The organism is Streptomyces sp. NPDC034049 (genome assembly GCF_055575575.1).
On sequence record NZ_JBVISJ010000005.1, the window covers coordinates 217,310 to 240,795 of the forward strand.

General features: G+C 71.0%; 22 protein-coding genes and 1 tRNA gene. 13 read left to right on the plus strand and 10 right to left on the minus strand.

What is annotated here, in order from left to right; genetic code table 11:
• Positions 1–239: 239 nt before the first annotated feature.
• Positions 240–1,460: a recombinase family protein gene (locus tag ACZ52C_RS17185; RefSeq protein ID WP_469075493.1), complete on the plus strand. Its 1,221-nt coding sequence runs from the start codon at positions 240–242 to the stop codon at positions 1,458–1,460.
• A gap of 58 nt (positions 1,461–1,518) precedes the next feature.
• Here the strand turns inward: ACZ52C_RS17185 and ACZ52C_RS17190 are convergent, their stop codons facing one another.
• On the minus strand, positions 1,519–2,322 hold the full coding sequence (locus ACZ52C_RS17190; RefSeq protein ID WP_469075494.1) for an exodeoxyribonuclease III: 804 nt from the start codon (positions 2,320–2,322) through the stop codon (positions 1,519–1,521).
• 118 nt (positions 2,323–2,440) lie between these two features.
• Between ACZ52C_RS17190 and ACZ52C_RS17195 the strand changes: the two genes are divergently transcribed.
• Positions 2,441–2,923 (plus strand): GNAT family N-acetyltransferase, encoded by a 483-nt coding sequence (locus ACZ52C_RS17195; protein ID WP_192363793.1) that lies wholly within the window; start codon positions 2,441–2,443, stop codon positions 2,921–2,923.
• Between the two features lie 56 nt (positions 2,924–2,979).
• Positions 2,980–3,402, plus strand: coding sequence for a hypothetical protein (locus ACZ52C_RS17200; RefSeq protein ID WP_469075495.1), 423 nt, complete (start codon positions 2,980–2,982; stop codon positions 3,400–3,402).
• Positions 3,403–3,475: 73 nt separating this feature from the next.
• On the opposite strand, the gene ACZ52C_RS17205 is transcribed toward ACZ52C_RS17200, so the two are convergent.
• The 7 genes from ACZ52C_RS17205 to galU all read right to left on the minus strand — a co-directional run bounded on the left by ACZ52C_RS17205 (position 3,476) and on the right by galU (position 9,293).
• Positions 3,476–3,549, minus strand: a tRNA-Ala gene (locus ACZ52C_RS17205).
• A gap of 147 nt (positions 3,550–3,696) precedes the next feature.
• Entirely contained in the window at positions 3,697–5,037 is a 1,341-nt protein-coding gene (gene sepX, locus ACZ52C_RS17210) for a divisome protein SepX/GlpR (RefSeq protein WP_469075496.1), read from the minus strand.
• A 221-nt stretch (positions 5,038–5,258) separates the two neighbouring features.
• Positions 5,259–5,891: a GNAT family N-acetyltransferase gene (locus tag ACZ52C_RS17215; RefSeq protein ID WP_469075754.1), complete on the minus strand. Its 633-nt coding sequence runs from the start codon at positions 5,889–5,891 to the stop codon at positions 5,259–5,261.
• 26 nt (positions 5,892–5,917) lie between these two features.
• Entirely contained in the window at positions 5,918–6,499 is a 582-nt protein-coding gene (locus ACZ52C_RS17220; RefSeq protein ID WP_469075497.1) for a MogA/MoaB family molybdenum cofactor biosynthesis protein, read from the minus strand.
• Positions 6,496–6,978, minus strand: coding sequence for a cyclic pyranopterin monophosphate synthase MoaC (gene moaC, locus ACZ52C_RS17225; RefSeq protein ID WP_469075498.1), 483 nt, complete (start codon positions 6,976–6,978; stop codon positions 6,496–6,498). Before moaC ends, ACZ52C_RS17220 begins: the two co-directional genes overlap by 4 nt.
• A gap of 84 nt (positions 6,979–7,062) precedes the next feature.
• Positions 7,063–8,385 carry a molybdotransferase-like divisome protein Glp gene (gene glp / locus ACZ52C_RS17230; RefSeq protein ID WP_469075499.1) on the minus strand — a complete coding sequence of 441 codons (1,323 nt, stop codon included), beginning with the start codon at positions 8,383–8,385 and terminating at the stop codon, positions 7,063–7,065.
• A complete protein-coding gene (galU, locus tag ACZ52C_RS17235) occupies positions 8,382–9,293 on the minus strand; it encodes a UTP--glucose-1-phosphate uridylyltransferase GalU (RefSeq protein ID WP_045556199.1) in 912 nt (303 codons plus the stop codon). Before galU ends, glp begins: the two co-directional genes overlap by 4 nt.
• A gap of 133 nt (positions 9,294–9,426) precedes the next feature.
• Here galU and ACZ52C_RS17240 point away from each other — a divergent pair, with 133 nt between their 5' ends.
• A complete protein-coding gene (locus ACZ52C_RS17240) occupies positions 9,427–10,002 on the plus strand; it encodes a 5-formyltetrahydrofolate cyclo-ligase (protein ID WP_469075500.1) in 576 nt (191 codons plus the stop codon).
• Positions 10,003–10,064: 62 nt separating this feature from the next.
• Here ACZ52C_RS17240 and ACZ52C_RS17245 read toward each other — a convergent pair whose 3' ends face one another.
• Positions 10,065–12,860 (minus strand): penicillin acylase family protein, encoded by a 2,796-nt coding sequence (locus ACZ52C_RS17245; RefSeq protein ID WP_469075501.1) that lies wholly within the window; start codon positions 12,858–12,860, stop codon positions 10,065–10,067.
• Between the two features lie 262 nt (positions 12,861–13,122).
• Here ACZ52C_RS17245 and ACZ52C_RS17250 point away from each other — a divergent pair, with 262 nt between their 5' ends.
• From ACZ52C_RS17250 to mscL, 6 genes are all read left to right on the plus strand, one after another.
• Complete coding sequence (locus tag ACZ52C_RS17250; RefSeq protein ID WP_469075502.1) at positions 13,123–14,697, plus strand: potassium/proton antiporter; 1,575 nt, start codon at positions 13,123–13,125, stop codon at positions 14,695–14,697.
• Positions 14,698–15,070: 373 nt separating this feature from the next.
• Positions 15,071–16,294 carry an MFS transporter gene (locus ACZ52C_RS17255; protein WP_469075755.1) on the plus strand — a complete coding sequence of 408 codons (1,224 nt, stop codon included), beginning with the start codon at positions 15,071–15,073 and terminating at the stop codon, positions 16,292–16,294.
• A 69-nt stretch (positions 16,295–16,363) separates the two neighbouring features.
• A complete protein-coding gene (locus tag ACZ52C_RS17260; RefSeq protein WP_469075503.1) occupies positions 16,364–16,687 on the plus strand; it encodes an FmdB family zinc ribbon protein in 324 nt (107 codons plus the stop codon).
• A 147-nt stretch (positions 16,688–16,834) separates the two neighbouring features.
• Positions 16,835–17,743, plus strand: a complete 909-nt coding sequence (locus ACZ52C_RS17265) for an S-methyl-5'-thioadenosine phosphorylase (RefSeq protein ID WP_469075504.1) — start codon at positions 16,835–16,837, stop codon at positions 17,741–17,743.
• A gap of 433 nt (positions 17,744–18,176) precedes the next feature.
• Positions 18,177–18,566, plus strand: coding sequence for a hypothetical protein (locus ACZ52C_RS17270; protein ID WP_469075505.1), 390 nt, complete (start codon positions 18,177–18,179; stop codon positions 18,564–18,566).
• A gap of 129 nt (positions 18,567–18,695) precedes the next feature.
• Positions 18,696–19,172: a large conductance mechanosensitive channel protein MscL gene (mscL, locus tag ACZ52C_RS17275; protein WP_469075506.1), complete on the plus strand. Its 477-nt coding sequence runs from the start codon at positions 18,696–18,698 to the stop codon at positions 19,170–19,172.
• Positions 19,173–19,200: 28 nt separating this feature from the next.
• Here mscL and ACZ52C_RS17280 read toward each other — a convergent pair whose 3' ends face one another.
• Complete coding sequence (locus ACZ52C_RS17280; RefSeq protein WP_469075507.1) at positions 19,201–19,392, minus strand: hypothetical protein; 192 nt, start codon at positions 19,390–19,392, stop codon at positions 19,201–19,203.
• A gap of 211 nt (positions 19,393–19,603) precedes the next feature.
• On the opposite strand from ACZ52C_RS17280, the gene ACZ52C_RS17285 reads away from it, so the two are divergent.
• The 3 genes from ACZ52C_RS17285 to ACZ52C_RS17295 all read left to right on the plus strand — a co-directional run bounded on the left by ACZ52C_RS17285 (position 19,604) and on the right by ACZ52C_RS17295 (position 23,423).
• Positions 19,604–20,881: a low temperature requirement protein A gene (locus ACZ52C_RS17285; RefSeq protein WP_469075508.1), complete on the plus strand. Its 1,278-nt coding sequence runs from the start codon at positions 19,604–19,606 to the stop codon at positions 20,879–20,881.
• The gene (locus ACZ52C_RS17290) at positions 20,871–21,902 is read left to right on the plus strand and encodes a P1 family peptidase (protein ID WP_469075509.1); all 1,032 of its coding nucleotides are present in this window, start codon (positions 20,871–20,873) and stop codon (positions 21,900–21,902) included. The genes ACZ52C_RS17285 and ACZ52C_RS17290 overlap by 11 nt, the downstream gene beginning before the upstream one ends.
• A gap of 303 nt (positions 21,903–22,205) precedes the next feature.
• Positions 22,206–23,423, plus strand: a complete 1,218-nt coding sequence (locus tag ACZ52C_RS17295; protein WP_469075756.1) for a L,D-transpeptidase — start codon at positions 22,206–22,208, stop codon at positions 23,421–23,423.
• The last annotated feature ends 63 nt before the right edge of the window (positions 23,424–23,486 follow it).

The window sequence follows — 23,486 nt, forward strand, 5'->3', positions numbered from 1 at the left end:
AGTCCGTCCACCTTCCAAGGCATCATCTCGTAGGCACATTCACCCCATCAGGGGTATTTTTCCCTAACCGTACAAGGTTACGAGTTCCGCATCCGAGAGTGAGATCGAAAAGGCCCCGGCGACTGTGCGACCAGTCCCGGGGTGTGGCCGACACTTCGCGGAGCGCCGACATGCCCAAGCCTAGCGTTACCGAACACCCACGAGCTCTTGGAGCCGTGCGTCTCAGCAACCTGACCAGAGTGACCACCTCGCCGGACAGGCAGCGCGCCTGCATCCAACTACGCGCCGAGCAACTGGGCTGCACCTTGATCGCCGAAGCCACTGACCTCGGCGTCTCCGCGCGCAAGACGTCCCCGTTCGAGCGGCCTGCGCTGTCGCCTTGGCTGCGACGCCCGGACGAATACGAAGTCATCGTGTGGTCGCACGTGGACCGCGCGGTGCGCTCCGTCGCCCACATGTCAGAGTTGATCGAATGGGGTCAGCGACATTCGACCACTCTCGTCTTCGGAATGCCTGAAGAGCGTCAGCCCCTCGCGGTGACGCCACAGGCAGACGGCGACGCCATTCGCCACTGCATGAACCTGGCCTACGCCGCAGAGCAGGAGGCGCGCGCTCTTTCCGCCCGACTCACCGGCGCTCACGAAGCGCTGCGCGCAAAGGGCCGATACGGCGGCGGCCTTGTGCCGTTCGGGTACCGGAAGGCGCCCCATCCGTCGGGCGTCGGGTGGTGTCTGGCTCCCGACCCGGAGACCATCCCCGTCGTGCGCGCGATCGTGGACGACGTCCACTCAGGACTGTCCCTGGTGGCTATCGCCCACAAACTCGAAACTGCGGGCGTTCTGGTGCCACGCGACCGTCACGCCCAACTTCAGGGACGCCCTACGGGTGGGCGACGTCACGGACGCGACTTCGACCGATTCCGCTGGACAGTCGGCAGTCTGTGCAAAATCCTCCGCACCCCGGCACTGATGGGGCACCGGGTGCACAAGGGCCAGACGGTCCGTGACACCAACGGCGCACCCGTGCTGATCGGCCCTCCGGTGCTCACCGAAGAGGAGTTCCAGGCCCTCCAGGATGTCCTCAACGCCCGCTCGAACGGTACTCGCGCCAAACGTCGGGAGACGTCGCTGCTCATCGGTGTCGCACACTGTGCCGGGTGTGGTGGCCGCATGTACTTCGCCACACGGAAGGCCTACGACTACGGCGACTACGTCTGCCGCGCCAGTGCTCGCGGCACGACGTGTCCCGCGCCCGCAGCCATGCGTGCCAGCTGGCTCGATGAGTACACCGTCAGCCGCTATCGCGAGGCGTTCGCCGTGGACGGCGAGGTGACACGCGAGCGACTCCTGAGCGACGCAGTTCGCGTCACCGTCGCCAAGGGACGGTCGGGCGGCGGGCCCGAGCGGCTGGCCGGACCTGACACCTCCCGCTTGACCTTCACGGTCAGGACGCGTCCCTGATCCGCCCTGCGACGCATGTGGGGGCGTGCCCATGCCAGCCCGCCCCCCACGCTCCGTGTCACATGCTGAAGACGACCGTCACTGGAGCATGGTCCGACCACCGCTCGTCATGGCTCGCGGCCCGCTCCACGAACGCCTTCACTGCCTTGCTCGCAAGCCCCGGGGTCGCAACGGCAAGGTCGATCCTCCAGCCCGTATCCCGCTCGAAGGCCCGCCCTCGGTACGACCACCACGAGTACGGCCCCTCGACATCGGGATGCAGCGCCCGCACGACGTCGGCATAGCCCCCGTCGGCCTCGTCGAGGACCCGCCCCAGCCACGCCCGCTCCTCGGGCAGGAACCCGGAGTTCTTCTGGTTCGCCCGCCAGTTCTTGAGGTCGGCGGGCTGGTGGGCGATGTTCCAGTCGCCGCAGACCACCACCTCGCGCCCGTCGGCGGCGGCTCGCTCGCGCAGCTCCTTCAGATGCGCGAGGAACTCGTCCATGAACCGGACCTTCTCGTCCTGCCGCTCGGTCCCGACCTCGCCGGAGGGAAGGTAGAGGCTGGCCACGGTGACACCGGGCAGGTCGGCCTCGACGTACCGGCCGCTGCCGTCGAACTCGGCCGACCCGAAGCCGATCCGGATCCGGTCGGGCTCACGGCGGCTGTAGAGCGACACCCCGGCGCGGCCCTTGGCGGCGGCCGGGGCGTGCACGACATGCCATCCCTCGGGCTGCCGCACTCCGGCGGGGAGCTGTTCCGGTTCGGCCCGCACCTCCTGGAGGCACAGCACGTCCGCCGAGGTCCCGGCGAGCCACTCCACGAAGCCCTTCTTCGCGGCGGCCCGCAGCCCGTTCACATTCACAGAGGTCACAGTCAGCACCCGGGCACGATACCCGCACCTTGGACAGGGTCCAGTTTCCGACGAAGATCACACCGGGAGCGCACGCATCACAGCGCGGGCCTGGAGCATGCGCATGCATAGATGTACGATGCTTGACATGATTATCCGCCGGGTCCCCTTCGACCACCCCGACGCCGTCAAGCTGAACGACGAGGTCCAGGCCGAGTACAGCGTCCGATACGGCGACGACGGCGACGCGACCTTCATGGACCCGGCGCACTTCGTCCCACCCGCAGGGCTGTACCTGATCGCCTACGACGAGCACGGCAGCCCCCTCGCGACGGGCGGCTGGCGCACCCAGGACACCAATGACGAGGGGTACCAGGACGGGGACGCCGAGATCAAGCGGATGTACGTCACGCCCGGGGCGCGGGGCCTGGGGCTGGCCCGCCGCATACTCGCCGAACTGGAGGCCGACGCCCGCGCCGGCGGCCGCACCCGCATGGTCCTGGAGACCGGCTCCAAGCAGCCCGAGGCCGTGGCCCTCTACACCTCCAGCGGCTACGAGCCCTGCGCGAAGTTCGGCCACTACCGCTTCCACGAACTGAGCCTGTGCTTCGCGAAGCCGCTCCACCCCTGACGCGGGCCCGCTAAATCCCGGTGCCCGCCGGGGTGTCGGGCACCTACGGTGTGCCCGTGAAGAAGAACACCCGCCTTCGCCGTCTCGTCGTGGGCGACACCACCTGGCACTGGACCGTCCGCCAACGCTCCAACGTCGCCTACGACCACTGCCACCTGAAGCTGTCGCTCTACCCCGACGGCCCCCGGGGCCGCCGCCTGGTCCTGCTCTTCAGCCCGTCGGAGAACCGCGTCGTCTCGAACTGCTACTTCGACTCCGGCGCCCTGGTCCGCCTCTCGGACCACACCTACCTCAACCTCCACGAGCCCGGCACGGTCCGCCGCCTCCTGGACGCCGCGGCCCCGACCCTGGACCTCCACCCCGCCACCCGGTCGCTCGAACTGGACGGCTGGCCCATCTTCGACGCGATCACGGCCGACGCCGCCACGGCGCCGGGCTCCAACACCTCACTGGCGAAAGCCGCGCCCTCAAGTCGGTGACCGGAGCCACCACTTGGCCCCGAAAACGACCAGAGGCCCGCTCCCCTGACGGGGAGCGAGCCTCTGTGATGCGTGGACCTGAGGGGATTTGAACCCCTGGCCCCCTCGATGCGAACGAGGTGCGCTACCGGACTGCGCCACAGGCCCTTGCAACGAGTGAAACTCTAGCATCCCCATCGCGGTGCTTGGAAATCCGTTCCCGGGCGGCCGGAGAGCGGCCCACGGGCGGCGCGCCGGCGGCCGGCGGGCGGCTCCTGGCTGGTCAGCGGGAGGGGCGGCGCCGGAGGGCGCGCGTCACTCGTTGGCCGCGCGCGGCCGGTCGCCGTCCTCGTACTGGTCGAAGAGCGGTGTGCGCCCCCGCTCTCGGGAGCGCCGCGCGGACGCGGCCCGGCGGGCGTCGGACCGTCCGCCGTCGGGTGCGTCGGCGGCCTCCCCCGGACCGGTGCCGTCCGCACCCTCCTCACCCCCGCACTCCCCCTCCGGCGCGCGCCCGGAGGCGCCGGGGGCGTTCGCGGGGGCGCCCGACGCGCCGTGCGGGTCGGCCGAGCTGGAGCGCGCGGAGCTCCACGCGTCCGGGGCGCCGAGGTCGACCCCGGACGTGGCCCGGGGCGCGACCGGCGCGGTGACATACGTCGGGAGCGGCACCGGGACGGGGTCCCAGCTGTCGCCCTGGCCGGGCCGCCGCTGGCGCTCCCGCTGCTGGTCGACCCACTCGGCGTGGTCGGTCTGCTCGACGAGGGCCCGCCGGTCGGCCGCGAGCGCGGTCAGCTCCGCCCGGGTCTCCTCCGACTCGGGTCCGTCCTCCGGCTCGTCGGAATCCACCGGGTCCGGCGCGGGACGCCGCCGCTGGGGCTGCCGCTCGCGCAGTCGCTGCGCCGCCGCCTCGGCCTGCTGCCGGTCCATGGTGTACGCGAACCGCTTCAGCTCCTGGCGGCGCAGATGCGCGATGTAGGTGCTCAGCAGTACCGCCGGTACGGCCGGCGCCCACAGGAAGGCGAGTCCGCCGACCGCCGCGACGACCGCGCCGAGCGTGAAGGCGAGGAAGAGCATCACGGTCGTACGCCGCCGGCGGGCGAGCACCTTCGAGCGCTGGGCCCGTGCCTTGGCCTCCGCCGAGTCGCCCCGGCGCGCGCCCGCCGTCTGCCGGCCCGCCCGCTTGGCCCGCGCGGGAGCGGGCACGGGGGCCGCCCCCTGCTTGGCCGCCCCTTGCTTGGCCGCCGACGCGCCGGCCTGCTGGGGCACCGGCTTCGCCTGCGCCGGTGCGGGTGCCTGCGTCGCGGGTTTGCCCGGTTGCTGCGGCTGCTGGCCCTGCTGCGGTGACTCACCCCGCTCCACCGGCAGTTGTGCCTTCGTGTGCTCCCGGTGCGGGGGCACGGCGAAGGCCCGGACGTCCACCGAGTCGGTGACGCCGTCCGGTTGGGCGCTGGGCTCCCCCTCGTCGGTGGAGCGCGCCCGCAGGTCCCTGGCGTATCGGCGCTCCATCCCCGCCCGGCCGGAAAGCAGCCGGATGGCGGTGCTGAAGCGTTCCGTCGGACGGGCTTCGTTCAGCTCGTCCTGCCTACGGAGCCACATCGGCACCAAGTAGGCGGCCCAGGCCCCGACGATGACTGCGTAGATGAGGCCGCTGCTGCTCACGCCTCACACGGTAGAGGGGTTTGCGTGAGGCCATCCGCCAATTGAGCCGGTGTGTCGCACGATCCGGCTGATATTTCGAGCTTTTTTTGTGACCGATCTGATCAGCGGGCCGCCGAGAGCGCGAAATTAACGTGCGGAGAACGCACCGACTCGTTCAACCCGGTCGTTCGCTCAGGCGTCGGCCGCACATCCGTGCAATTTTTTTCGAACACGTATTTCATTTATTGCGACTGGCCGGGCTGTCCGGCGTCGGAGCCCGCGTTGCGCGCGTTCCGCGCCCGTTCCCGCTGCCAGCGGCCGAGCAGCCCCTCGGGCACCTCTTCGGCGGTGAGCGCGAAGACGAGATGGTCGCGCCAGGCGCCGTCGATGTGAAGATACCGTGGACGCAGGCCTTCCTCGCGGAATCCGAGTTTCTCCACGACCCGCCGGCTGGGCCGATTCTCGGGGCGAATACAGACCTCGATGCGGTGCAGTCCGACGGTCCGGAAGCAGTGGTCGACGACGAGCGCGACGGCCGTCGGCATCACGCCCCGCCCGGCGACCGACTCGTCGACCCAGTAGCCGACATGGCCGGAGCACATGGAGCCCCAGGTGATCCCGGCGACCGTCAACTGCCCGACCAGCCGCCCCTGGTACTCGATGACGAACGGCAGCATCCGGCCCGCGTTCGCCTCCGCCCGCAGATGGCGGACCATCTGACGGTACGTCGGCCGGTGCGCGATGGGCCCACTCGGCGTGGGCGGCGGAATGGTCGCCTCCCAGGGCCGCAGCCAGTCCCGGTTGCGCCGGTTGACCTCACGCCAGGCCCGCTGGTCGCGCATCCTTATGGGCCGGAGGACGACCTCGCCGTCCACCAGCACCACGGGCCAGGATGGGCTGTTCAGCTCACACCCCCACGGGGTCTGGAGGGGTCTTCCTCGGCCGGGGAGCCGCCGGGGGCCGGCCTCGGGTGGTCCCCGCCGCGGATCTGGTCCACCGCATGGGTCAGCAGGGGCCCCAGGACGGCCAGGCCGTCCCGTACGCCACCGGTCGAGCCCGGCAGGTTGACGATCAGCGTGCCGCGCGCGACGCCGGCGAGACCTCGGGAGAGCGCGGCCGTGGGCACCTTGTCCCGGCCGTACGCCCTGATCGCCTCGGGGATGCCGGGCACCTCGTGGTCGAGGACCGCGCGGGTCGCCTCGGGCGTGCGGTCGGTGGGCGAGATGCCGGTCCCGCCGGTCGTCACGATCACGTCGTACCCGGCGTCCACGCCCGCCCGCAGCGCGGCCTCCACGGGGTCGCCGTCCGGCACGACCTGCGGGCCATCGACGGCGAAGCCGAGCGCCCGGAGCCCCTCGGCGATCAGGGGTCCGCCGCGGTCCTCGTAGACACCGGCGGAGGCACGGTTGGAGGCGGTCACGACCAGGGCGGCATACCGCGCGGTGAGGGCGCCCCCGGGCTGCGGTTGCGCCGGGCCCGTCATGTCCGACTCCAGTCGCCCGACTTGCCGCCCGTCTTCTCCTCGACCCGGACGTCCGTGATGACCGCGCCCTTGTCGACCGCCTTCACCATGTCGATCACGGTGAGGGCGGCGACGGAGACCGCCGTGAGGGCTTCCATCTCGACGCCCGTGCGGTCGGTGGTCTTCACGGTCGCGCGGATCTCGACGGCGTCGTCCGCGACCGCGAGGTCGACCTTGACGCCCGAGACCGCCAGCGGGTGGCAGAGCGGGATCAGGTCGGGGGTGCGTTTGGCGCCCATGATCCCGGCGATGCGCGCGGTGGCGAGGGCGTCCCCCTTGGGCACCCCCTCGCCGCGCAGCAGTTCCACCACCGCCGGCGAGACCAGGACCCGGCCGCTGGCGCGGGCGGTGCGCGCGGTCACGTCCTTCCCGGAGACGTCGACCATACGAGCGGCGCCCGCCTCGTCGATGTGGGTCAGTCGGTCCTGCGGCGTACTCATGGTGGTGTGGCGCTCCCGGTCGGGGCCCGTCGCGGTGCGGCGCGCGGCCTGTTGTGCGCGACACGGTACGCCACCCTCGACGGTTCAGCCGAGCAGGACGACCTCGACCTCCGTACCGGGCTCGACCGACTCGGTGTCCTCGGGGATCACGATGAGCGCGTCGGCGTGCGCGAGGGCCGCGACGAGGTGCGATCCGGCGCCTCCCACGGGGGTGACCTCGCCGTCGGCGTACGTCCCGCGCAGGTACTGCCGGCGGCCCGCGGGCGAGGTCAGCGCCTTGGGAGCCCGCAGGGTCGCCGTGGCCGTCGGCCGGTGGACGTCGTCGAGACCCATCAGGGTGCGGATGGCGGGGCGGACGAAGAGTTCGAAGGAGACGTACGACGACACCGGGTTGCCGGGGAGGGCGAGCAGCGGGGTGTGGTCGGGGCCGATGGTGCCGAAGCCCTGGGGCTTGCCGGGCTGCATGGCGAGCTTGCGGAAGTCGATGCCGGCGCCCTCCTCGTCCTCGTCGCCGACGGACTCCAGGGCCTCCTTGACCACGTCGTACGCGCCGACGCTGACGCCGCCGGTGGTGACCACCAGGTCGGCGCGGACGAGCTGGTCCTCGATGGTGGAGCGGAGGGTCTCGGCGTCGTCGGCGACGGCGCCGACGCGGTAGGCGATGGCGCCCGCGTCCCGGGCGGCGGCGGTGAGGGCGAAGCTGTTGGAGTCGTAGATCTGGCCGGTGGCCAGGGTTTCGCCGGGCGGGATCAGTTCGCTGCCGGTGGAGAGCACGACCACGCGCGGGCGCGGGCGTACGCGTACGGAGGCGCGGCCGATGGCGGCGAGCAGGCCGAGCTGGGGCGGGCCGAGGAGGGTGCCGGCCGCCAGGGCGCGCTCGCCGGCCTTGACGTCGCTGCCCTCCGCGCGCACGTGCGCGCGTGCCTCGGCGGCGCGGTGCACGGCGACCTGGCCGGTGGCGCCCTCGGGGCTCGCGCTGCGGGCGCGCATCCCGGAGACGGGCCCCTCGCCGAGGCCGCCGTCGGTCCACTCCACCGGGACGACCGCCTCCGCGCCGGGCGGCAGGGGGGCGCCGGTCATGATGCGGGCGGCCTCCCCCGGGCCCACCTGCGGTTGTTCGCTCTGGCCCGCCGCGACGTCGCCGATCACCGTGAGCACGGCGGGGAACTCCTCGCTCGCGCCCGCCACGTCCGCGACCCGCACCGCGTACCCGTCCATGGAGCTGTTGTCGAACGGCGGCAGTGACACCGGCACCGTGACGTCCTCGACCAGCACGCAGCCCTGGGCGTCGAGGAGTTGCAGCTCGATGGGTTCCAGGGGGCGCACGGTGGCGAGGATGTCCTCCAGGTGCTCGGTCACCGACCAGAGGTGGTCCCGGCCGGTGGTGCGGGTCGCGGCGGTGCTCACTGTGGCTGCATCTCCTCGGCTACGTAACTGCGAAGCCAGGTCCGGAAGTCCGGGCCCAGGTCTTCACGTTCGCACGCGAGTCTGACAATGGCACGCAGGTAGTCGCCACGGTCTCCGGTGTCATAGCGGCGGCCCTTGAAGACGACGCCGTGCACGGGTCCGCCGACCTTCTCGTCCGCGGCGAGCTGCTGGAGGGCGTCGGTGAGCTGGATCTCGCCGCCGCGGCCCGGCTCGGTCTGGCGCAGGACGTCGAAGATCTGCGGGGCGAGGACGTAGCGGCCGATGATCGCGTAGTTCGACGGGGCGTCGGCCGGCTCAGGCTTCTCGACCATGCCCGTGATCTTGACGACGTCGCCGTCCTCGGTGGCCTCGACGGCCGCGCAACCGTAGAGGTGGATCTGCTCCGGCGCGACCTCCATGAGGGCGATGACGCTGCCGCCGCTGCGCTCCTGGACCTCGACCATGCGCCGCAGGAGCGGGTCGCGGGGGTCGATCAGGTCGTCGCCGAGGAGGACCGCGAAGGGTTCGTCGCCCACGTGCGGGGCGGCGCACAGCACGGCGTGGCCGAGGCCCTTGGGGTCGCCCTGGCGGACGTAGTGGATGGTCGCGAGGTCGCTTGACTCCTGGACCTTGGCGAGCCGGTGGCCGTCGCCCTTCCTCTGGAGGGCGGACTCCAGCTCGTGGTTGCGGTCGAAGTGGTCCTCGAGGGGGCGCTTGTTGCGGCCGGTGATCATCAGGACGTCGTCCAGGCCCGCCGCCGCGGCCTCCTCCACCACGTACTGGATCGCCGGCTTGTCCACGACCGGGAGCATCTCCTTGGGAGTCGCTTTGGTCGCCGGCAGGAACCGGGTTCCCAGACCCGCCGCGGGAATGACAGCCTTGCTGATCCTGGGGTTCGCCTCACTCATGCGCCGAACCATATCCGGTGCCTTTGTGGGGAATCTGTGGCTCCGATGAATTCGTTCTCATATGAGCCGATTACGAATAATACTGGAGCCACCTGTGAGCCGGATGGGACCTGAACCGGAGCTTTCCAAGCGAATGTTGCGACGAGAGCTCCTCCTGGTGAGGAGCGGGTTGACACCGGATGACGTCCGGAAAACGACGGGCGCCCTTGCGGACCGGGCTCTCGATCTGCCCGAACTGGCGCACGCGCGCACGGTCGCGGCGTACGTGTCCGTGGGGAGTGAACCGGGCACCCTCGCGCTCCTCGACGCACTCCGCGCGCGGGGCGTGCGCGTCCTGCTCCCGGTGCTGCTGCCCGACAACGACCTCGACTGGGGCGTCCACGAGGGAGAGACCTCCCTCGCGCGCGTGCGGCACGGCGGCCGCATGGAACTCCTCGAACCCGCCGGCGAGCGGCTCGGCCCGGACGCCGTGACCACCGCCGACGCCGTCCTGCTGCCGGGCCTGGCGGTCGACGCGCGCGGGATGCGCCTCGGCCGGGGCGGCGGCTCCTACGACCGCGTCCTGTCCCGCCTGGACCGCGCGGGCGCCGATCCGGCGCTGGTGGTGCTCCTGTACGACACGGAGGTGCTGGACCGCGTCCCGGAGGAGCCGCACGACCGCCCGGTGCACGCGGTGGTGACGCCGTCGGGGGTACGACGGTTCCGGTGATCCGGACACGGAAAGCGGCCTCCACGCGCGCGTGGAGGCCGCTTTCCGTGTTCAGCCGGGCGTCACGGTTTCAGCAGCAGCGTGTCGCTCGTGCCGTCCTGGACCGCCTTGTCCGAGAACGACCACGTCAGCAGCTCGCCCTTGACCCACTTGTCGGTCTGGTCGGTGTAGTGCGCGTTGTACGCGTGCCCGGAGGCGCCGGTGAGGTTGATCCACTTGGACTTGTCGAGGTCCCCGAGGTTCACCACCATCCGCATCGAGGGCACCCAGACGACCTCGTAGCCGCCCGCCGCGTTCCAGCCGGTGGCGTTGACGGTGGCCTCGCCGCCGCCGAGCTTCCAGGGGCCGCGGTTGAGCATGTACTGGAGGAACCCGGGGCCTTCGGTGCCGAGGGTCTGGTTCTTCAGGAACAGCCGGTGCAGCCGGCCCCAGCTCCAGCTGTCGATGTCCTTGCCCAGCTTGGCGGTCAGCTCCCAGCGGGCGTTTCGCATGGCCCGCTTGAACAGCTCGTCGCGGGTGTCGGCGGCCTTGAGGTTGCGCGTCTTGGGCGTGGACCACCAGGCGTTGTCCTGGTCGTCGACGAGTCGGCGGACCACCTCGAACCAGCGGTCGCCGCCGTCCGGCTGCGCCTGGTCCGCGTCGCGCCTGCCGCACTCGCGCACGCTCTGGTCCTCGTCGGCGGGGCCGGTGGAGTCGACCGGCTCGACCGACAGGCACTGGCCCTCGACGCGCAGCTCCTTGGGCAGCTTGTCGCCGAAGGCGAGCTGGAGGATGTTGCGCCAGACCGAGTTGAAGTAGGCGGCGGCGGCCGAGTCGGCGTCCTGGGTGTAGTCCCAGCCCTCCAGGAGCTTCTGCGCCTCACGGATGTGCTTGTCGCCGACGTCGATCTTGAGCAGCAGCGGCACCAGCAGCTTGGCGATCTCGCTGCTGTTGTCCATCTGCATCTGCCGCATGTCGTCGGTGGAGATCTTGCCGCCACCCTTGATCTTGGACTCGATCAGGCTGGTGATCCGCTGCGCGCGCGTGCCGTAGCCCCAGTCCGTGGTGAGCGTGAAGGGGTACTTCTTGTCGACGACCGCCTGGTTCGCGGTGACGATGTAGCCGCGCTCCGGGTCGTACTCGTAGGGCAGTTCGTCCTCGTCGATGTAGCCGGTCCAGCGGTACCGGGGGTCCCAGCCGGGGGCGGGGAGCGAGCCGTCGCCCTTGCCTCGGGTGGGGATCGTGCCGGGCAGCTGGTAGCCGATGTGGCCCTCGGTGTCGGCGTAGATCAGGTTCTGCGAGGGGACGTCGAACAGGGCGGCGGCCTCGCGGAAGTCGTCCCAGCCCTTGGCCCGGTTCATGGCGAAGACGGCGTCCATGGAGGTGCCGGGGTCGAGCGCGGTCCAGCGCAGGGCGATGCCGTAGCCGTCGCCGCGGTCGGGGGCGTCCTGGTCGACCGTGGCCTTCTTGCCGACCTGGACGAGTTCGTCGTTGCGGTCGGAGAGGAGGGGGCCGTTGTTGGTGGTACGCACGACGATCTGCTTGGACGTGCCGCCGGCGACCTCGATGGTCTCCTCGCGGGTGTCGAACGGCAGGACCTTGGAGCCGTACTGGTAGCCGTCGCCGGTGAGCTTCTCCAGGTAGAGGTCGGTGACGTCGACACCGGAGTTGGTCATGCCCCAGGCGATGTCGGCGTTGTGGCCGATGACCACGCCGGGCATGCCGGAGAAGGTGTAGCCGGAGACGTCGTACTGGCACTTCGCGGAGACGGACTTGCAGTGCAGGCCCATCTGGTACCAGACCGACGGCAGCGACGCCGACAGGTGCGGGTCGTTGGCGAGCAGCGGCTTGCCGGTGATGGTGTGGTCGCCGGAGACGACCCAGGAGTTGGAGCCGATGCCGTTGCCGTTCACGCCGACGGCCTCGGGCAGGTCCTCCAGGACGTTGTAGAGGCCGTCCAGCTGCGTCTGGAGGGCTCCGGAGTCGGTGGACGTGCCGGCGGCCGTGCCGGTGCCCGTCCCTGTACCCCCGGTGCCCGTCCCCGTGCCGCCGGTGCCCTGGGTGGAGCCGCCGGTGCCCTGCGACGTCCCCGACCCGTCCGACCAGGTCTCGGTCAGTTCGTCGTACTGGCCTTCCCGCACGATCGTCCCGTTGCGGCTGTACGGGTACTGCGGGTACAGGTCGGCGATCTGCTTGGGGCCGAGGCGGCTGGTCATCAGGGCGCGGTCGATCTCGTCCTGCATGTTGCCGCGCAGGTCCCACGCCATCGCCTTCAGCCAGGCAATCGAGTCGACCGGGGTCCACTCCTCGGGCGTGTAGTCGTTGGCGAAGCCGAGGGCCGCGTACTCGACGGAGATCTCGTCGCCGTCCTTGCCGGCCAGGTAGGCGTTGACCCCCTTGGCGTAGGCGTCGAGGTACTTCTTCGTCTCGGCCGAGAGGGTCTTCTTGTACTCCTCCTCGGCGATCCGGTGCCAGCCGAGGGTGCGCAGGAACTCGTCGTTGTCGACCTGGCCCTCGCCGAACATCTCCGAGAGGCGGCCGGCCGTCATGTGGCGGCGCACGTCCATCTCGTAGAACCGGTCCTGCGCCTGGACGTAGCCCTGCGCCATGAACAGGTCCTCGTCGGAGGAGGCGTAGATCTGCGGGATCCCGTAGCCGTCGCGCTTGACGTCGACCGGTCCCGACAGACCGTCCAGGGTTATCGAACCCTTGGTCTGCGGGAAGGCGGCGCGCACGGTGGAGACGGACCAGAACGCCCCGTAGCCGACGCCACCGATGATGGCCAGGACCAGGACGATCAGGAGAAGGCGGACTTTTCGCCCCTTCTTCCTGCCGGACTTGCCGGACTGCTGGCCGGAGGGGGTGGTGTCGGTGGGCATCGCTGTCCTTGCTGTCCTAACACGAGCGGCAGGTCGGGCTGTGCTTTGTACTGAACGCTGGAGCAACCATAGGCGCAGGGCCCGACACGACTTGACGCGGAGTCGGGAACTGGCGCGGACGACTGTTCGATCTTGCCCTCGCGAGCGTCAAGAAATCGTCAAGAGTTAGGTAAGGTAACGAAGTACTTGCACTGACGTAACCGCAATCGCACGGTTTCCGTGATCGGCTTCGCATGCCCACACGCGCGCGTGCCTCCATCCAGTGCTCGGCACCTCACACTCGGAACCACGTGCGGTTCGGCAAGAAAGGTACGGCCCGCTGACTGTCCACGATCTCAACCAGCTCCTGCTCGTCTGCTCGCTCGTCCTTCTCGTCGCGGTCGCCGCGGTCCGGATCTCGTCGCGCAGCGGGCTCCCCAGCCTGCTCGTGTACCTGGGCATAGGCATCGCCATGGGCCAGGACGGCATCGGCGACATCCACTTCGACAACGCCGAACTGACCCAGGTCATCGGCTACGCGGCCCTCGTCGTGATCCTGGCGGAGGGCGGCCTCGGCACGAAGTGGAAGGAGATCGAGCCGGCCCTGCCGGCCGCCAGCTCACTGGCGCTGGTCGGAGTCGCGGCGAGCGTAGGCGTCACCGCCGCGGGCGCGCACTATCTGATCGGGCTGGAGTGGCGGCAGGCGCTCATCATCGGCGCGGTCGTGTCCTCCACGGACGCGGCGGCCGTCTTCTCCGTACTGCGCAAGATCCCGCTCCCCGCGCGCGTGACGGGCACGCTGGAGGCCGAGTCCGGCTTCAACGACGCCCCGGTGGTCATCCTCGTCGCCTCGCTCTCCATGGCCGGACCGGTCGAACACTGGTACGTCCTGATCGGCGAGATAGTGCTGGAACTGGCGATCGGCGCCGCCATCGGGCTCGCCGTGGGCTGGCTGGGATCCTGGGCCCTCAGGCATGTGGCGCTGCCCGCCTCCGGCCTCTACCCGATCGCCGTCATGGCCATCGCCGTCGCCGCCTACGCCGCCGGCGCCCTCGCCCACGGCAGCGGCTTCCTCGCCGTCTACCTGGCCTCCATGATCCTCGGCAACGCCAAGCTGCCGCACTGGCCAGCTACCCGGGGCTTCGCCGAGGGCGTCGGCTGGATCGCCCAGATCGGCATGTTCGTCCTGCTCGGACTGCTGGTCACCCCGCACGAGATGGGCGACGACATCTGGCCCGCGCTCGTCATCGGCCTGGTGCTGACCATGGTGGCGCGACCGCTGAGCGTGGTCGTGGCCCTGGTGCCGTTCCGGGTGCCGTGGCGCGAGCAGGCCCTGCTGTCGTGGGCCGGACTGCGCGGCGCGGTGCCCATCATCCTGGCGACGATCCCCATGGTGAGCGGCGTCGAGGGCAGCCGCCGGATCTTCAACATCGTCTTCGTACTCGTCGTCGTCTACACCCTCGTCCAAGGGCCGACACTGCCCTGGCTGGCCCGCAAGCTGCGCCTCGGCGGCTCCGGGGACGAGGCGGCCGACCTCGGCATCGAGTCGGCGCCCCTGGAGCGGCTGCGCGGCCACCTGCTGTCCGTCGCCATCCCCGAGAAGTCCCGTATGCACGGCGTCGAGGTCAACGAGCTGCGGCTGCCCGCGGGGGCCGCCGTCACCCTGGTCGTCCGCGACGGCAAGTCCTTCGTCCCCCTGCCGACCACGGTCCTGCGCCGCGGCGACGAACTCCTCGTCGTCACCACCGACCCCGTCCGGGACCAGGCGGAGCGCCGCCTCAGGGCCGTCGGACAGGGCGGCAAGCTGGCCGACTGGCTGGGCACGGGCAACGGCGGGGGCGGCGGATCCCGGCGTTAAGAGCAGGTTTCGTCCTGTTCACACCCTCCGGAAGCGGGGGTGCGGCCGCCGATGGTGCTCACTTTCACAGGTGACCAGGGCTGATCCCCTGTACGATGAAGGTGCACTTGATCGGACCAACTCTGTCTGACGCAGAGCTGGCGCGACCGTATGGCGGCCGTCACGCCCCTCTCCCGGGCCCGGCATCTACCGCAGTGGCGCAAGAGGACAGCTCTCGGCGCCCCCGCACAGGCGCGCTACCAGGCGGCGGAAAGGCACGGCCGTGGCGTCCACGGTCTCCTCGAACAGTTCCCACGGTTCCACCGGTTCCGACGGCTCCAGCCGCTCGAACACCTCGCATGTCTCCAAGGCGTCCCGGTCGGGATACGGGCAGCTGCTGCGCACCCGGGGCGCGTGGACGTTCCTCCTGCCCGGCTTCGCGGCCCGCCAGCCGTTCGCGATGCTGACGCTCTCCATCGTGCTGCTCGTCCAGCACACCACCGGCTCGTACGGCGCGGCCGGCGCCGTGGCCGCCGTGACCGGCGTCTCCATGGCCCTGTTCGCGCCCTGGAGCGGCCGTCTCGCCGACCGGCGCGGCCAGCGGGCCGTCCTGATCCCGGGCGTCCTCGTCCACGGCGTCGCCGGACTCTCCCTGACGGCGCTCGCCCTGATGGACGCCCCCCTGTGGGCGCTCTTCGTCGCCGCCGTGCCCACCGGCGCGTCGGTGCCGCAGGTCGGCCCCATGGTGCGGGCCCGCTGGGGCGTCAAGCTCCAGGACTCGCCCCTGACGAGCACCGCGGCCGCCTTCGAGTCGGTCACCGACGAGCTGACCTTCGTCCTCGGCCCGCTGCTCGCGACCGCGCTGTGCACCGCCGTGCACCCGGCCGCCGGCCTCCTCACCGAGGCCGCGCTCACCCTGATCGGCGGTCTGCTGTTCGCCGCGCAACGCGGCACCCAGCCCCGGGTCGCACCCGCCGCACACGCGCGCGTGGAGCGGGTTTCCGCCCTGTCCGTCCCCGGGGTGCGCGTCCTGATCGTCACCTTCCTGGGCATCGGGTCCGTCTTCGGCGGCATGCAGGTCTCCCTGGCCGCCTTCTCCGAGTCGATCGGCGAGCCCGGCCTGAACGGCGTCCTGTACGGCGTGTTCGCCGCGGGCAACATGCTCTCCGGCATCGTGTGCGGCGCCGTCGCCTGGAAGGCGGCTCCGCAGCGGCGCCTGGTGATCGGCTACACGGCTCTCGCGCTGGTCGCCTCCGCCCTGTGGACCGCCGACTCCGTGTTCGTCCTCGCCGCGCTCGGCCTGCTGGTCGGCATGTGCATCGCCCCCGCCCTGATCACCGGCTACACGCTGGTCGACTCCCTGGTCCCGTCCGGCGCCCGTACGGAGGCCTTCACCTGGCTGACCGGAGCGGTCGCGCTCGGCCAGGCGGCCGCCGTCACGGCCGCCGGTCAGCTGGAGGACCGGCTGTGGACCGGCGCCGGCTTCCTGGTGCCGGCGGCCGGTACGGCCCTGGCGCTGGTGACCCTGTTGGCGCTGCGTACGAGGCTGGTGGGCAGCCCCCGCAGCCGTACCGTCGCGCGTGTCGTCGGTCACCGAGTGCCGGTGGCAGTGGACTGATCCCCGGGGAATAGGTCACTATGGACTGTCGTTAGCACTCATCGAGTGAGAGTGCCAGGAGGAAGACCAGTGCCGACGTACCAGTACCAGTGCACCGAATGCGGTGAGGGCCTCGAAGCGGTGCAGAAGTTCACCGACGACGCCCTGACCGAGTGCCCCAGCTGCAACGGCCGCCTCAAGAAGGTGTTCTCGGCGGTCGGCATCGTCTTCAAGGGCTCCGGTTTCTACCGGAACGACAGCCGTGGCTCGTCGTCGAGCAGCAGCCCGGCGACGTCGAAGGCCTCCTCGTCCTCCTCGGACGCGAAGTCCTCCACGACCTCGTCCTCGTCGTCCTCGGACGCGAAGTCGTCGTCCTCGGGCTCTTCCTCCGCCAGCAGCACGTCGGCCGCGTAGCGCGTTACGCGCGTGATGCGCTTCGCGGGGTGGTGGGTCTGCCCCGTAGCGCGTCGCGCTGACGTGAGCGCCTTCCGTCCAGGACCCTGCCGTCGTACGACGACCTGCGGGGTCCTTGGCGTTTCCAGGCCCGGTTAGGGTGCGGGCATGGCGAACACGGAGCACGTGGACAACGGGGTCGGGCCGACGGACGGGACCGGCGCGGCGGGCGGCACGGCAGCGGGCGGCCTGGCCGAGATCGGGGTCATCGGTGGGTCGGGGTTCTACTCCTTCCTCGACGACGTGACCGAGATACAGGTCGACACCCCCTACGGACCGCCCAGCGACTCCCTCTTCCTCGGCGAGATCGCCGGACGCCGCGTCGCCTTCCTCCCGCGCCACGGCCGCGCCCACCATCTGCCGCCACACCGCATCAACTACCGCGCCAACCTCTGGGCGCTGCGTTCCGTCGGGGCGCGCCAGGTGCTCGGCCCGTGCGCCGTGGGCGGTCTGCGGCCCGAGTACGGACCGGGCACGCTCCTCGTGCCGGACCAGCTCGTGGACCGTACGAAGTCGCGCACCCAGACGTACTTCGACGGCCTCCCCCTGCCCGGCGGCGCCGTCCCGAACGTCGTCCATGTCTCGCTCGCCGACCCCTACTGCCCCGTCGGCCGCGAGGCCGCCCTGAAGGCGGCGCGCCGGTGCGACTGGGAGCCGGTGGACGGCGGCACCCTCGTCGTGGTCGAGGGCCCCCGCTTCTCCAGCCGTGCCGAGTCCCTGTGGCACCAGGCGCAGGGCTGGTCCGTGGTCGGCATGACCGGCCATCCGGAGGCCATCCTCGCCCGTGAGCTGGAGCTCTGCTACACCTCCCTGACCCTCGTGACCGACCTCGACGCCGGCGCCGAGACCGGCGAGGGCGTCTCCCACGAGGAGGTCCTCCAGGTCTTCGCCGCCAACATCGACCGCCTCCGGGGCGTTCTCTTCGAGGCGGTCGCCGCGCTGCCCCCGAACGAGGGCCGCGACTGCCTGTGCACGAAGGCGCTGGGCGGGATGGATCCGGGGTTCGTGCTGCCGTGACGGGGAGGGGGCGGGCGCGGGGACGGGGTGGAGGGCGGGGTTGGCGGTGAGCTGAGGCGGGGTTGGGGGCGGGGCGAGGCGGAACTCCTCGTTCGGGTGGCGAGGTTTTCCACAACCGGTGGGTGGTCCACAGGCTTCAGCGGGTCTCGCCGCGAAGCCTCATCGTGGGACCGCAAGCCGATCTCACACAGCAGGTGGTGGCCTCATGTCCCGTCCCATGTCCGGGTCTACATCGTCTACGTCTACGTCCACGTTGCCGTCCTCATCTCTGCCCCCATCCCCCTCCCCCGCATCCACCCGCCGACCCTCCTGGGCCACCGGCCCACCTGGCACCGATGCCCCTCCCACCTGCGAGGTCCCACACTTCGCCCCGCTACGGGTGCGCGGCGGGGCGCACCGGCTCCGCCGTCTCGCCCGCTGTCGGCGGCGAGCCATGGCCGCCGGTCTGGCGGTGACCGCCGCCGCCCTGTTGGTGACAGGGGCGGGCCCGAAGGAGGCGGAACGGGTCAGGGGGCACCCCGTGGCCGACCCGGTCCCCGAACGGCCCGCCCGCGTGGGGGCGGTGACCGCCCCGGTCCGCATCGCCGACGGCGCGACGGTACGGCTGCTGCGCCCGGGCGACCGGGTCGACGTGATCGCGGCCGAGGACTCCGCGTCGGGCGGTGCCGCGAGGATCGTCGCCCGGGGCGCCCGCGTCTCCGAGGTGCCCGCCGCCGACGCGGCCGAGAGCGGAGCCCTGGTCGTCCTGACCGTGCCCCGCCGCACGGCGGCCCGGCTGGCGGGCGCGGGCGCCACGTCCCGTCTGGCGGTGACGCTGTGGTGACCGCGTGCCCGACGACGGGACCTCGTCCGCCAAGTCCCACGATGGAGGGACCCAGTTGGACACCGGGGACCGACCCTGACGTAGGTTGCGGAGTCGTTTGTTCCACAATCAGCGCAGAGAGGCCTCGTGGTGAGCGAGAAGAAGGAGCCGAGCGTCTGGGAGGGCTTCAAGGCCTTCCTGATGCGGGGGAACGTCGTCGACCTGGCCGTCGCCGTGGTCATCGGCGCGGCCTTCACCAACATCGTCAACTCGGTGGTGAAGGGGGTCATCAGCCCGCTGGTGGGGGCGTTCGGCACGAAGAACCTCGACCAGTACCGCTCGTGCCTGAAGGACCCCTGCACGGTGGCGGCGGACGGAACGGTCACCGACGGCGTCGCGATCCTCTGGGGCACGGTGCTGAACGCGACGCTCACGTTCCTCATCACCGCGGCCGTCGTCTACTTCCTGATGGTGCTCCCCATGGCCAAGTACCTGGCCCGGGTGGAGGCCCGCCGCAAGGCGAAGGAGGGCACGCACGAGGTCATCGAGGTGACCGAGCTGGAGGTCCTGAAGGAGATCCGCGACGCCATGGTGGCCCAGCGCGGTTCGGGCCACGACCGTACGTAGCGGCGCCCGGGGCCTTCGGCCGGCGCTGTCAGATGTGGTGGGGCGGCTTCTCGTCGAGGAAGCGCTTCAGGTCGGCCGCGCTGCCGCCGTCACCGGAGGGCTCGCCCCATCCGTGGTCCGTGTCGTCCGACGAAGGCCGACTGAGCGGGTCGTCGAAGACCAGCGCGGCCTTGGGGTCGCGGGGTTCGGAGCCGGAGCCGGGGGTGGGAGCGGTACTCATGCCTCCAGCGTACGGCCCCGCACCCGGACGACCTCCCGCGCCGCCCCCTGGGCTCGCCCCGGCGCCGCCCCCTGCCCCGGCTCCTCCCTCTGCCGCTCCCCCGGTCCCTCCGCGCCCGCCTCGGGCCCGTCCGCGCACACCCTCGGTCCGGCCCGGTACCGGTGAACACCTGAGCGAGAATTCCACCGGGTTTTCTGGTGTGCTTGGCCCCATGACGCCCCGTTCCACTCCCCCACCTTCCTCGGCTCCCGCTCCCTCCTCCGGCGCCGGAAGGGCGCCGGTGCGCAGGCTGGTCTCGCGGGGCCGCGGGGAGGAACACCGGGTCGCCTCGCCGCTGGAGCTCTTCTTCGACCTGTGCTTCGTCGTGGCCGTCGCCCAGGCTGGCGTCCAGCTGGTCCACGCCGTCGCGGAGGCACACGCCGCCGAGGGCATCCTGAACTACGCGATGGTCTTCTTCGCGATCTGGTGGGCCTGGATGAACTTCACCTGGTTCGCCTCGGCCTACGACAACGACGACGTGCCCTACCGCCTGGTGACGCTCGTCCAGATGGCGGGTGTGCTGGTGCTCGCCGCCGGGGTCGGCCGGGCCTTCGAGGACCACGACTGGTCCCTGGTCGTGCTCGGCTACGTGATCATGCGGCTGGCGATGACCGCGCAGTGGCTGCGGGCCGCGCGGACCGCGACGGACGCGGAACGGGTCACGGCCCTGCGGTACGCGGGCGGTGTGGCGCTGTGCCAGATCGGCTGGCTGGGGCTGCTGGTCCTGCCGGAGCCGGCCAGACCGTGGCTGTTCCTGGTGATGGCGATCGCCGAGCTGTCCGTCCCGCTGTACGCGGAGAGAGGTTTCCAGACGTCCTGGCATCCGCATCACATCGCCGAGCGGTACGGCCTGTTCACCATCATCGTGCTGGGCGAGACGATCCTGGCGGCCACGGTCGCGGTGAAGTCGGCGGCGGACGAGCACGACGCGTTGGGGGAGCTGCTGCCCATCGCGGTGGGCGGGCTGCTGATCGTCTTCTCGGCGTGGTGGATCTACTTCACCGTTCCCATCCACGGACATCTGCGCTCCAACAGACAGAGCTTCCTGTGGGGGTACGGCCACTACCTGATCTTCGCTTCGGCCGCCGCGATCGGCGCCGGACTGGAGGTCGCGGTGGAGGAGACGGTGCACAAGGCGCACATCTCCACCCTGGCCGCGTCCTCGGCGGTGACGCTGCCGACGGCGCTGTACCTCGTCTCCGTGTGGGCGCTGCACGCCCGGCACCACAAGGTGGGCACGGCGCAGCAGGCCGTGCTGCCGCTCGCCGCGCTGGCCGTGGTGCTGTGCACATTCTTCGGGCACTGGGCGGTGCCGGCGGCGGGCGTCGTGACGGCCGTGACAGTCGCGGTCGGGGTGGTCGTCGGCGCCCGCGGCCACGGCGCCCCGCACGGCCACGCGGCAGGGACGCACGGGCAGGCCCACAACACCCGAGACGCTCATGGCAGTTGACGCGTTGACCGATGTGCCCGGTGTGCGGGTCGGGCACGCCACACGGGTCGGCGGGGGCTGGCTCACCGGGACCACGGTCGTGCTGGCTCCGGAGGGCGGCGCGGTCGCGGCCGTGGACGTGCGCGGCGGCGGGCCCGGCACCAAGGAGACGGACGCGCTCGATCCGCGCAACCTGGTGCAGAAGGTCGACGCGGTGGTACTGACCGGCGGCAGTGCGTACGGGTTGGACTCCGCGTCGGGGGTGATGGCCTGGCTGGAGGAGCGGGGGCGGGGTGTACGGGTCGGCCTGGACCCGGCCCATGTGGTGCCGGTCGTGCCGGCGGCCTGTGTCTTCGACCTGGGCCGGGGCGGCGACTTCAAGGCCAGACCGGATGCCGCCGTGGGCCGGGCGGCGGTGGAGGCGGCGGAGGCGAGCGGGCCGGGCGCCCCGGTGGCGGAGGGATCTGTGGGGGCCGGGACGGGGGCGACGGTCGGGCTGCTCAAGGGCGGCGTCGGCACCGCGAGCACCGTGCTGGACTCGGGGATCACGGTGGCCGCCCTGGTGGTGGCCAACGCGGCGGGATCGGTGACGGATCCGGAGACGGGGGTGCTGTACGGGGAGTTGTTCCAGGGGCGTGTGACGTATCCGGCGGCGGAGGTGCACGAGAGAGCGCGTCGACGGATCGCCGAGGCCGCCGCGGCGAGTGCCCCTCCCCCGATGAACACCACGCTGGCCGTGGTCGCCACCGACGCCGACCTGACCCGCGCCCAGGCCCAGAAGATGGCCGGCACGGCACACGACGGGATAGCCCGCGCGGTGCGCCCCGTGCATCTGCTCAACGACGGGGACACCGTGTTCACCCTGGCGACGGGCACGCGACCACTACCGCCCCGGGCCGGCCCTCTCGCCTTGAACGAACTCCTCGCGGCGGCAGCGGACTTGGTGACCCGCGCGATCGTACGAGCGGTACGAGCAGCCGAGCCGGTGCCCGGCCCGGGCGGAGCGTGGCCGTCGTACGAGGAGTTGTACGGGAGGCGTTGAGGGGCGGGGGGAGCCAGGGGCTCTCCAGGATCATGAACAACAAGGGGGAAGTCACGCCGGACCCGAAGGCCGGAGGCCCCATTGCGGAGCCACGAAAAAGGTAACGGGGGGGGAGGGGGAGGCTCCCGGGAGTTGTGGGGGCGACGAGTCGAGGTGGGGCGCCGGGAGCGATTGTCCCGGTTCTGTCACGTGATTGTGCTGGGGCGGGGGCAGGGGGAACCTGCTCTGCCGCCGTTCGCTCTATGTCCACGTACCGGAGCGGATGACGTGGATCGCCTAGAAGCGAAGAAGCTGGAGCAGATCGTGACAAGGCCGAAGATTGCTGTACGGCGGGCACTGGGGACCTGTGCCGTGCTGGTGGTCGGTGCGCTGACCCTCACCGGCTGCGGCGGGGACGCCCAGGCCGACAACAAGAGTGACGGCAAGGGGACTTCGGCCGAGGACACGGCGGCGAAGATCACGATCTCGGCGAAGGACGGTTCGGCGGGCGCGTCCATCAACTCGACCGGGGTGAAGGTCAGCGGCGGCAAGCTGACCGAGGTGGAGATGACCGTCGCGGAGGGCGGCGAGGCCGTGGCGGGCGAGATAGCCGCGGACGGGCGGTCCTGGAAGCCGAAGGAGCAGTTGGAGCGCGGCACGAAGTACCGGATCTCGGCGACCGCGAAGAACGCCGCCGGGAAGACGTCGGCCGCCAACTCCATCTTCACGACCGTGTCGACGGCCGACAGCTTCATCGGCACCTACACGCCGGACAACGGCACCACGGTCGGCGTGGGGATGCCGGTGTCGTTCACCTTCGACAAGGCGATCACGGACCGCAAGGCCGTCCAGTCGCACATCGAGGTCACGTCGAGCAGCGGCCAGGAGGTGGTGGGGCACTGGTTCGGGGAGCAGCGGCTCGACTTCCGGCCCGAGGAGTACTGGAAGGCCGGCTCCAAGGTCACGATGAAGATCGACCTGGACGGCGTGGAGGGCGCGAACGGGCTGTACGGGGTGCAGGACAAGACCGTCACCTTCACCGTCGGCCGGTCGCAGGTGTCCACGGTGGACGTGAACACGCAGACCATGACGGTCGTGCGGGACGGAAAGACGATCAAGACGTTGCCGATCTCGGCGGGCGCCGCGGCGAACCCGACGTACAACGGTCAGATGGTGATCTCGGAGAAGTTCCGGCAGACGCGGATGAACGGGTCGACGGTGGGCTTCGGCGGTGAGTACGACATCGCGGACGTGCCGAACGCGATGCGGCTGACCACGTCGGGCACCTTCGTCCACGGCAACTACTGGTACAGCAGGGGCAACCCGCCCTTCGGACGGCAGGGCACCAGCCACGGCTGCATCGGTCTCGCGGACGCCCAGGGCGCGAACAGCGCCACGAACGGCAAGTGGTTCTTCGACAACTCGCTGATCGGCGACGTGGTGACGGTCAAGAACTCCCCCGACAAGACGGTCGCGCCGGACAACGGCCTCAACGGCTGGAACATGTCGTGGAGCGAGTGGACGGCGGGCGGCGCCATCTGACCACGTCGTTCCGGTAGTTCGTCGAGCCGCGCGGGAACCAACCGCGCGGCTCCGGCGTTTTAG

Coding starts and splice junctions, on each gene's coding strand:
- ACZ52C_RS17245 (WP_469075501.1), bottom strand. CDS start 12,860: ATGCCCACCGACACCACCCCCTCCGGCCAGCAGTCCGGCAAGTCCGGC.
- galU (WP_045556199.1), bottom strand. CDS start 9,293: ATGAGTGAGGCGAACCCCAGGATCAGCAAGGCTGTCATTCCCGCGGCG.
- moaC (WP_469075498.1), bottom strand. CDS start 6,978: ATGAGTACGCCGCAGGACCGACTGACCCACATCGACGAGGCGGGCGCC.
- ACZ52C_RS17195 (WP_192363793.1), top strand. CDS start 2,441: ATGATTATCCGCCGGGTCCCCTTCGACCACCCCGACGCCGTCAAGCTG.
- ACZ52C_RS17290 (WP_469075509.1), top strand. CDS start 20,871: ATGGCAGTTGACGCGTTGACCGATGTGCCCGGTGTGCGGGTCGGGCAC.
- ACZ52C_RS17265 (WP_469075504.1), top strand. CDS start 16,835: ATGGCGAACACGGAGCACGTGGACAACGGGGTCGGGCCGACGGACGGG.
- ACZ52C_RS17285 (WP_469075508.1), top strand. CDS start 19,604: ATGACGCCCCGTTCCACTCCCCCACCTTCCTCGGCTCCCGCTCCCTCC.
- ACZ52C_RS17220 (WP_469075497.1), bottom strand. CDS start 6,499: ATGACGGGCCCGGCGCAACCGCAGCCCGGGGGCGCCCTCACCGCGCGG.
- ACZ52C_RS17280 (WP_469075507.1), bottom strand. CDS start 19,392: ATGAGTACCGCTCCCACCCCCGGCTCCGGCTCCGAACCCCGCGACCCC.
- ACZ52C_RS17240 (WP_469075500.1), top strand. CDS start 9,427: ATGTTGCGACGAGAGCTCCTCCTGGTGAGGAGCGGGTTGACACCGGAT.
- ACZ52C_RS17270 (WP_469075505.1), top strand. CDS start 18,177: ATGGCCGCCGGTCTGGCGGTGACCGCCGCCGCCCTGTTGGTGACAGGG.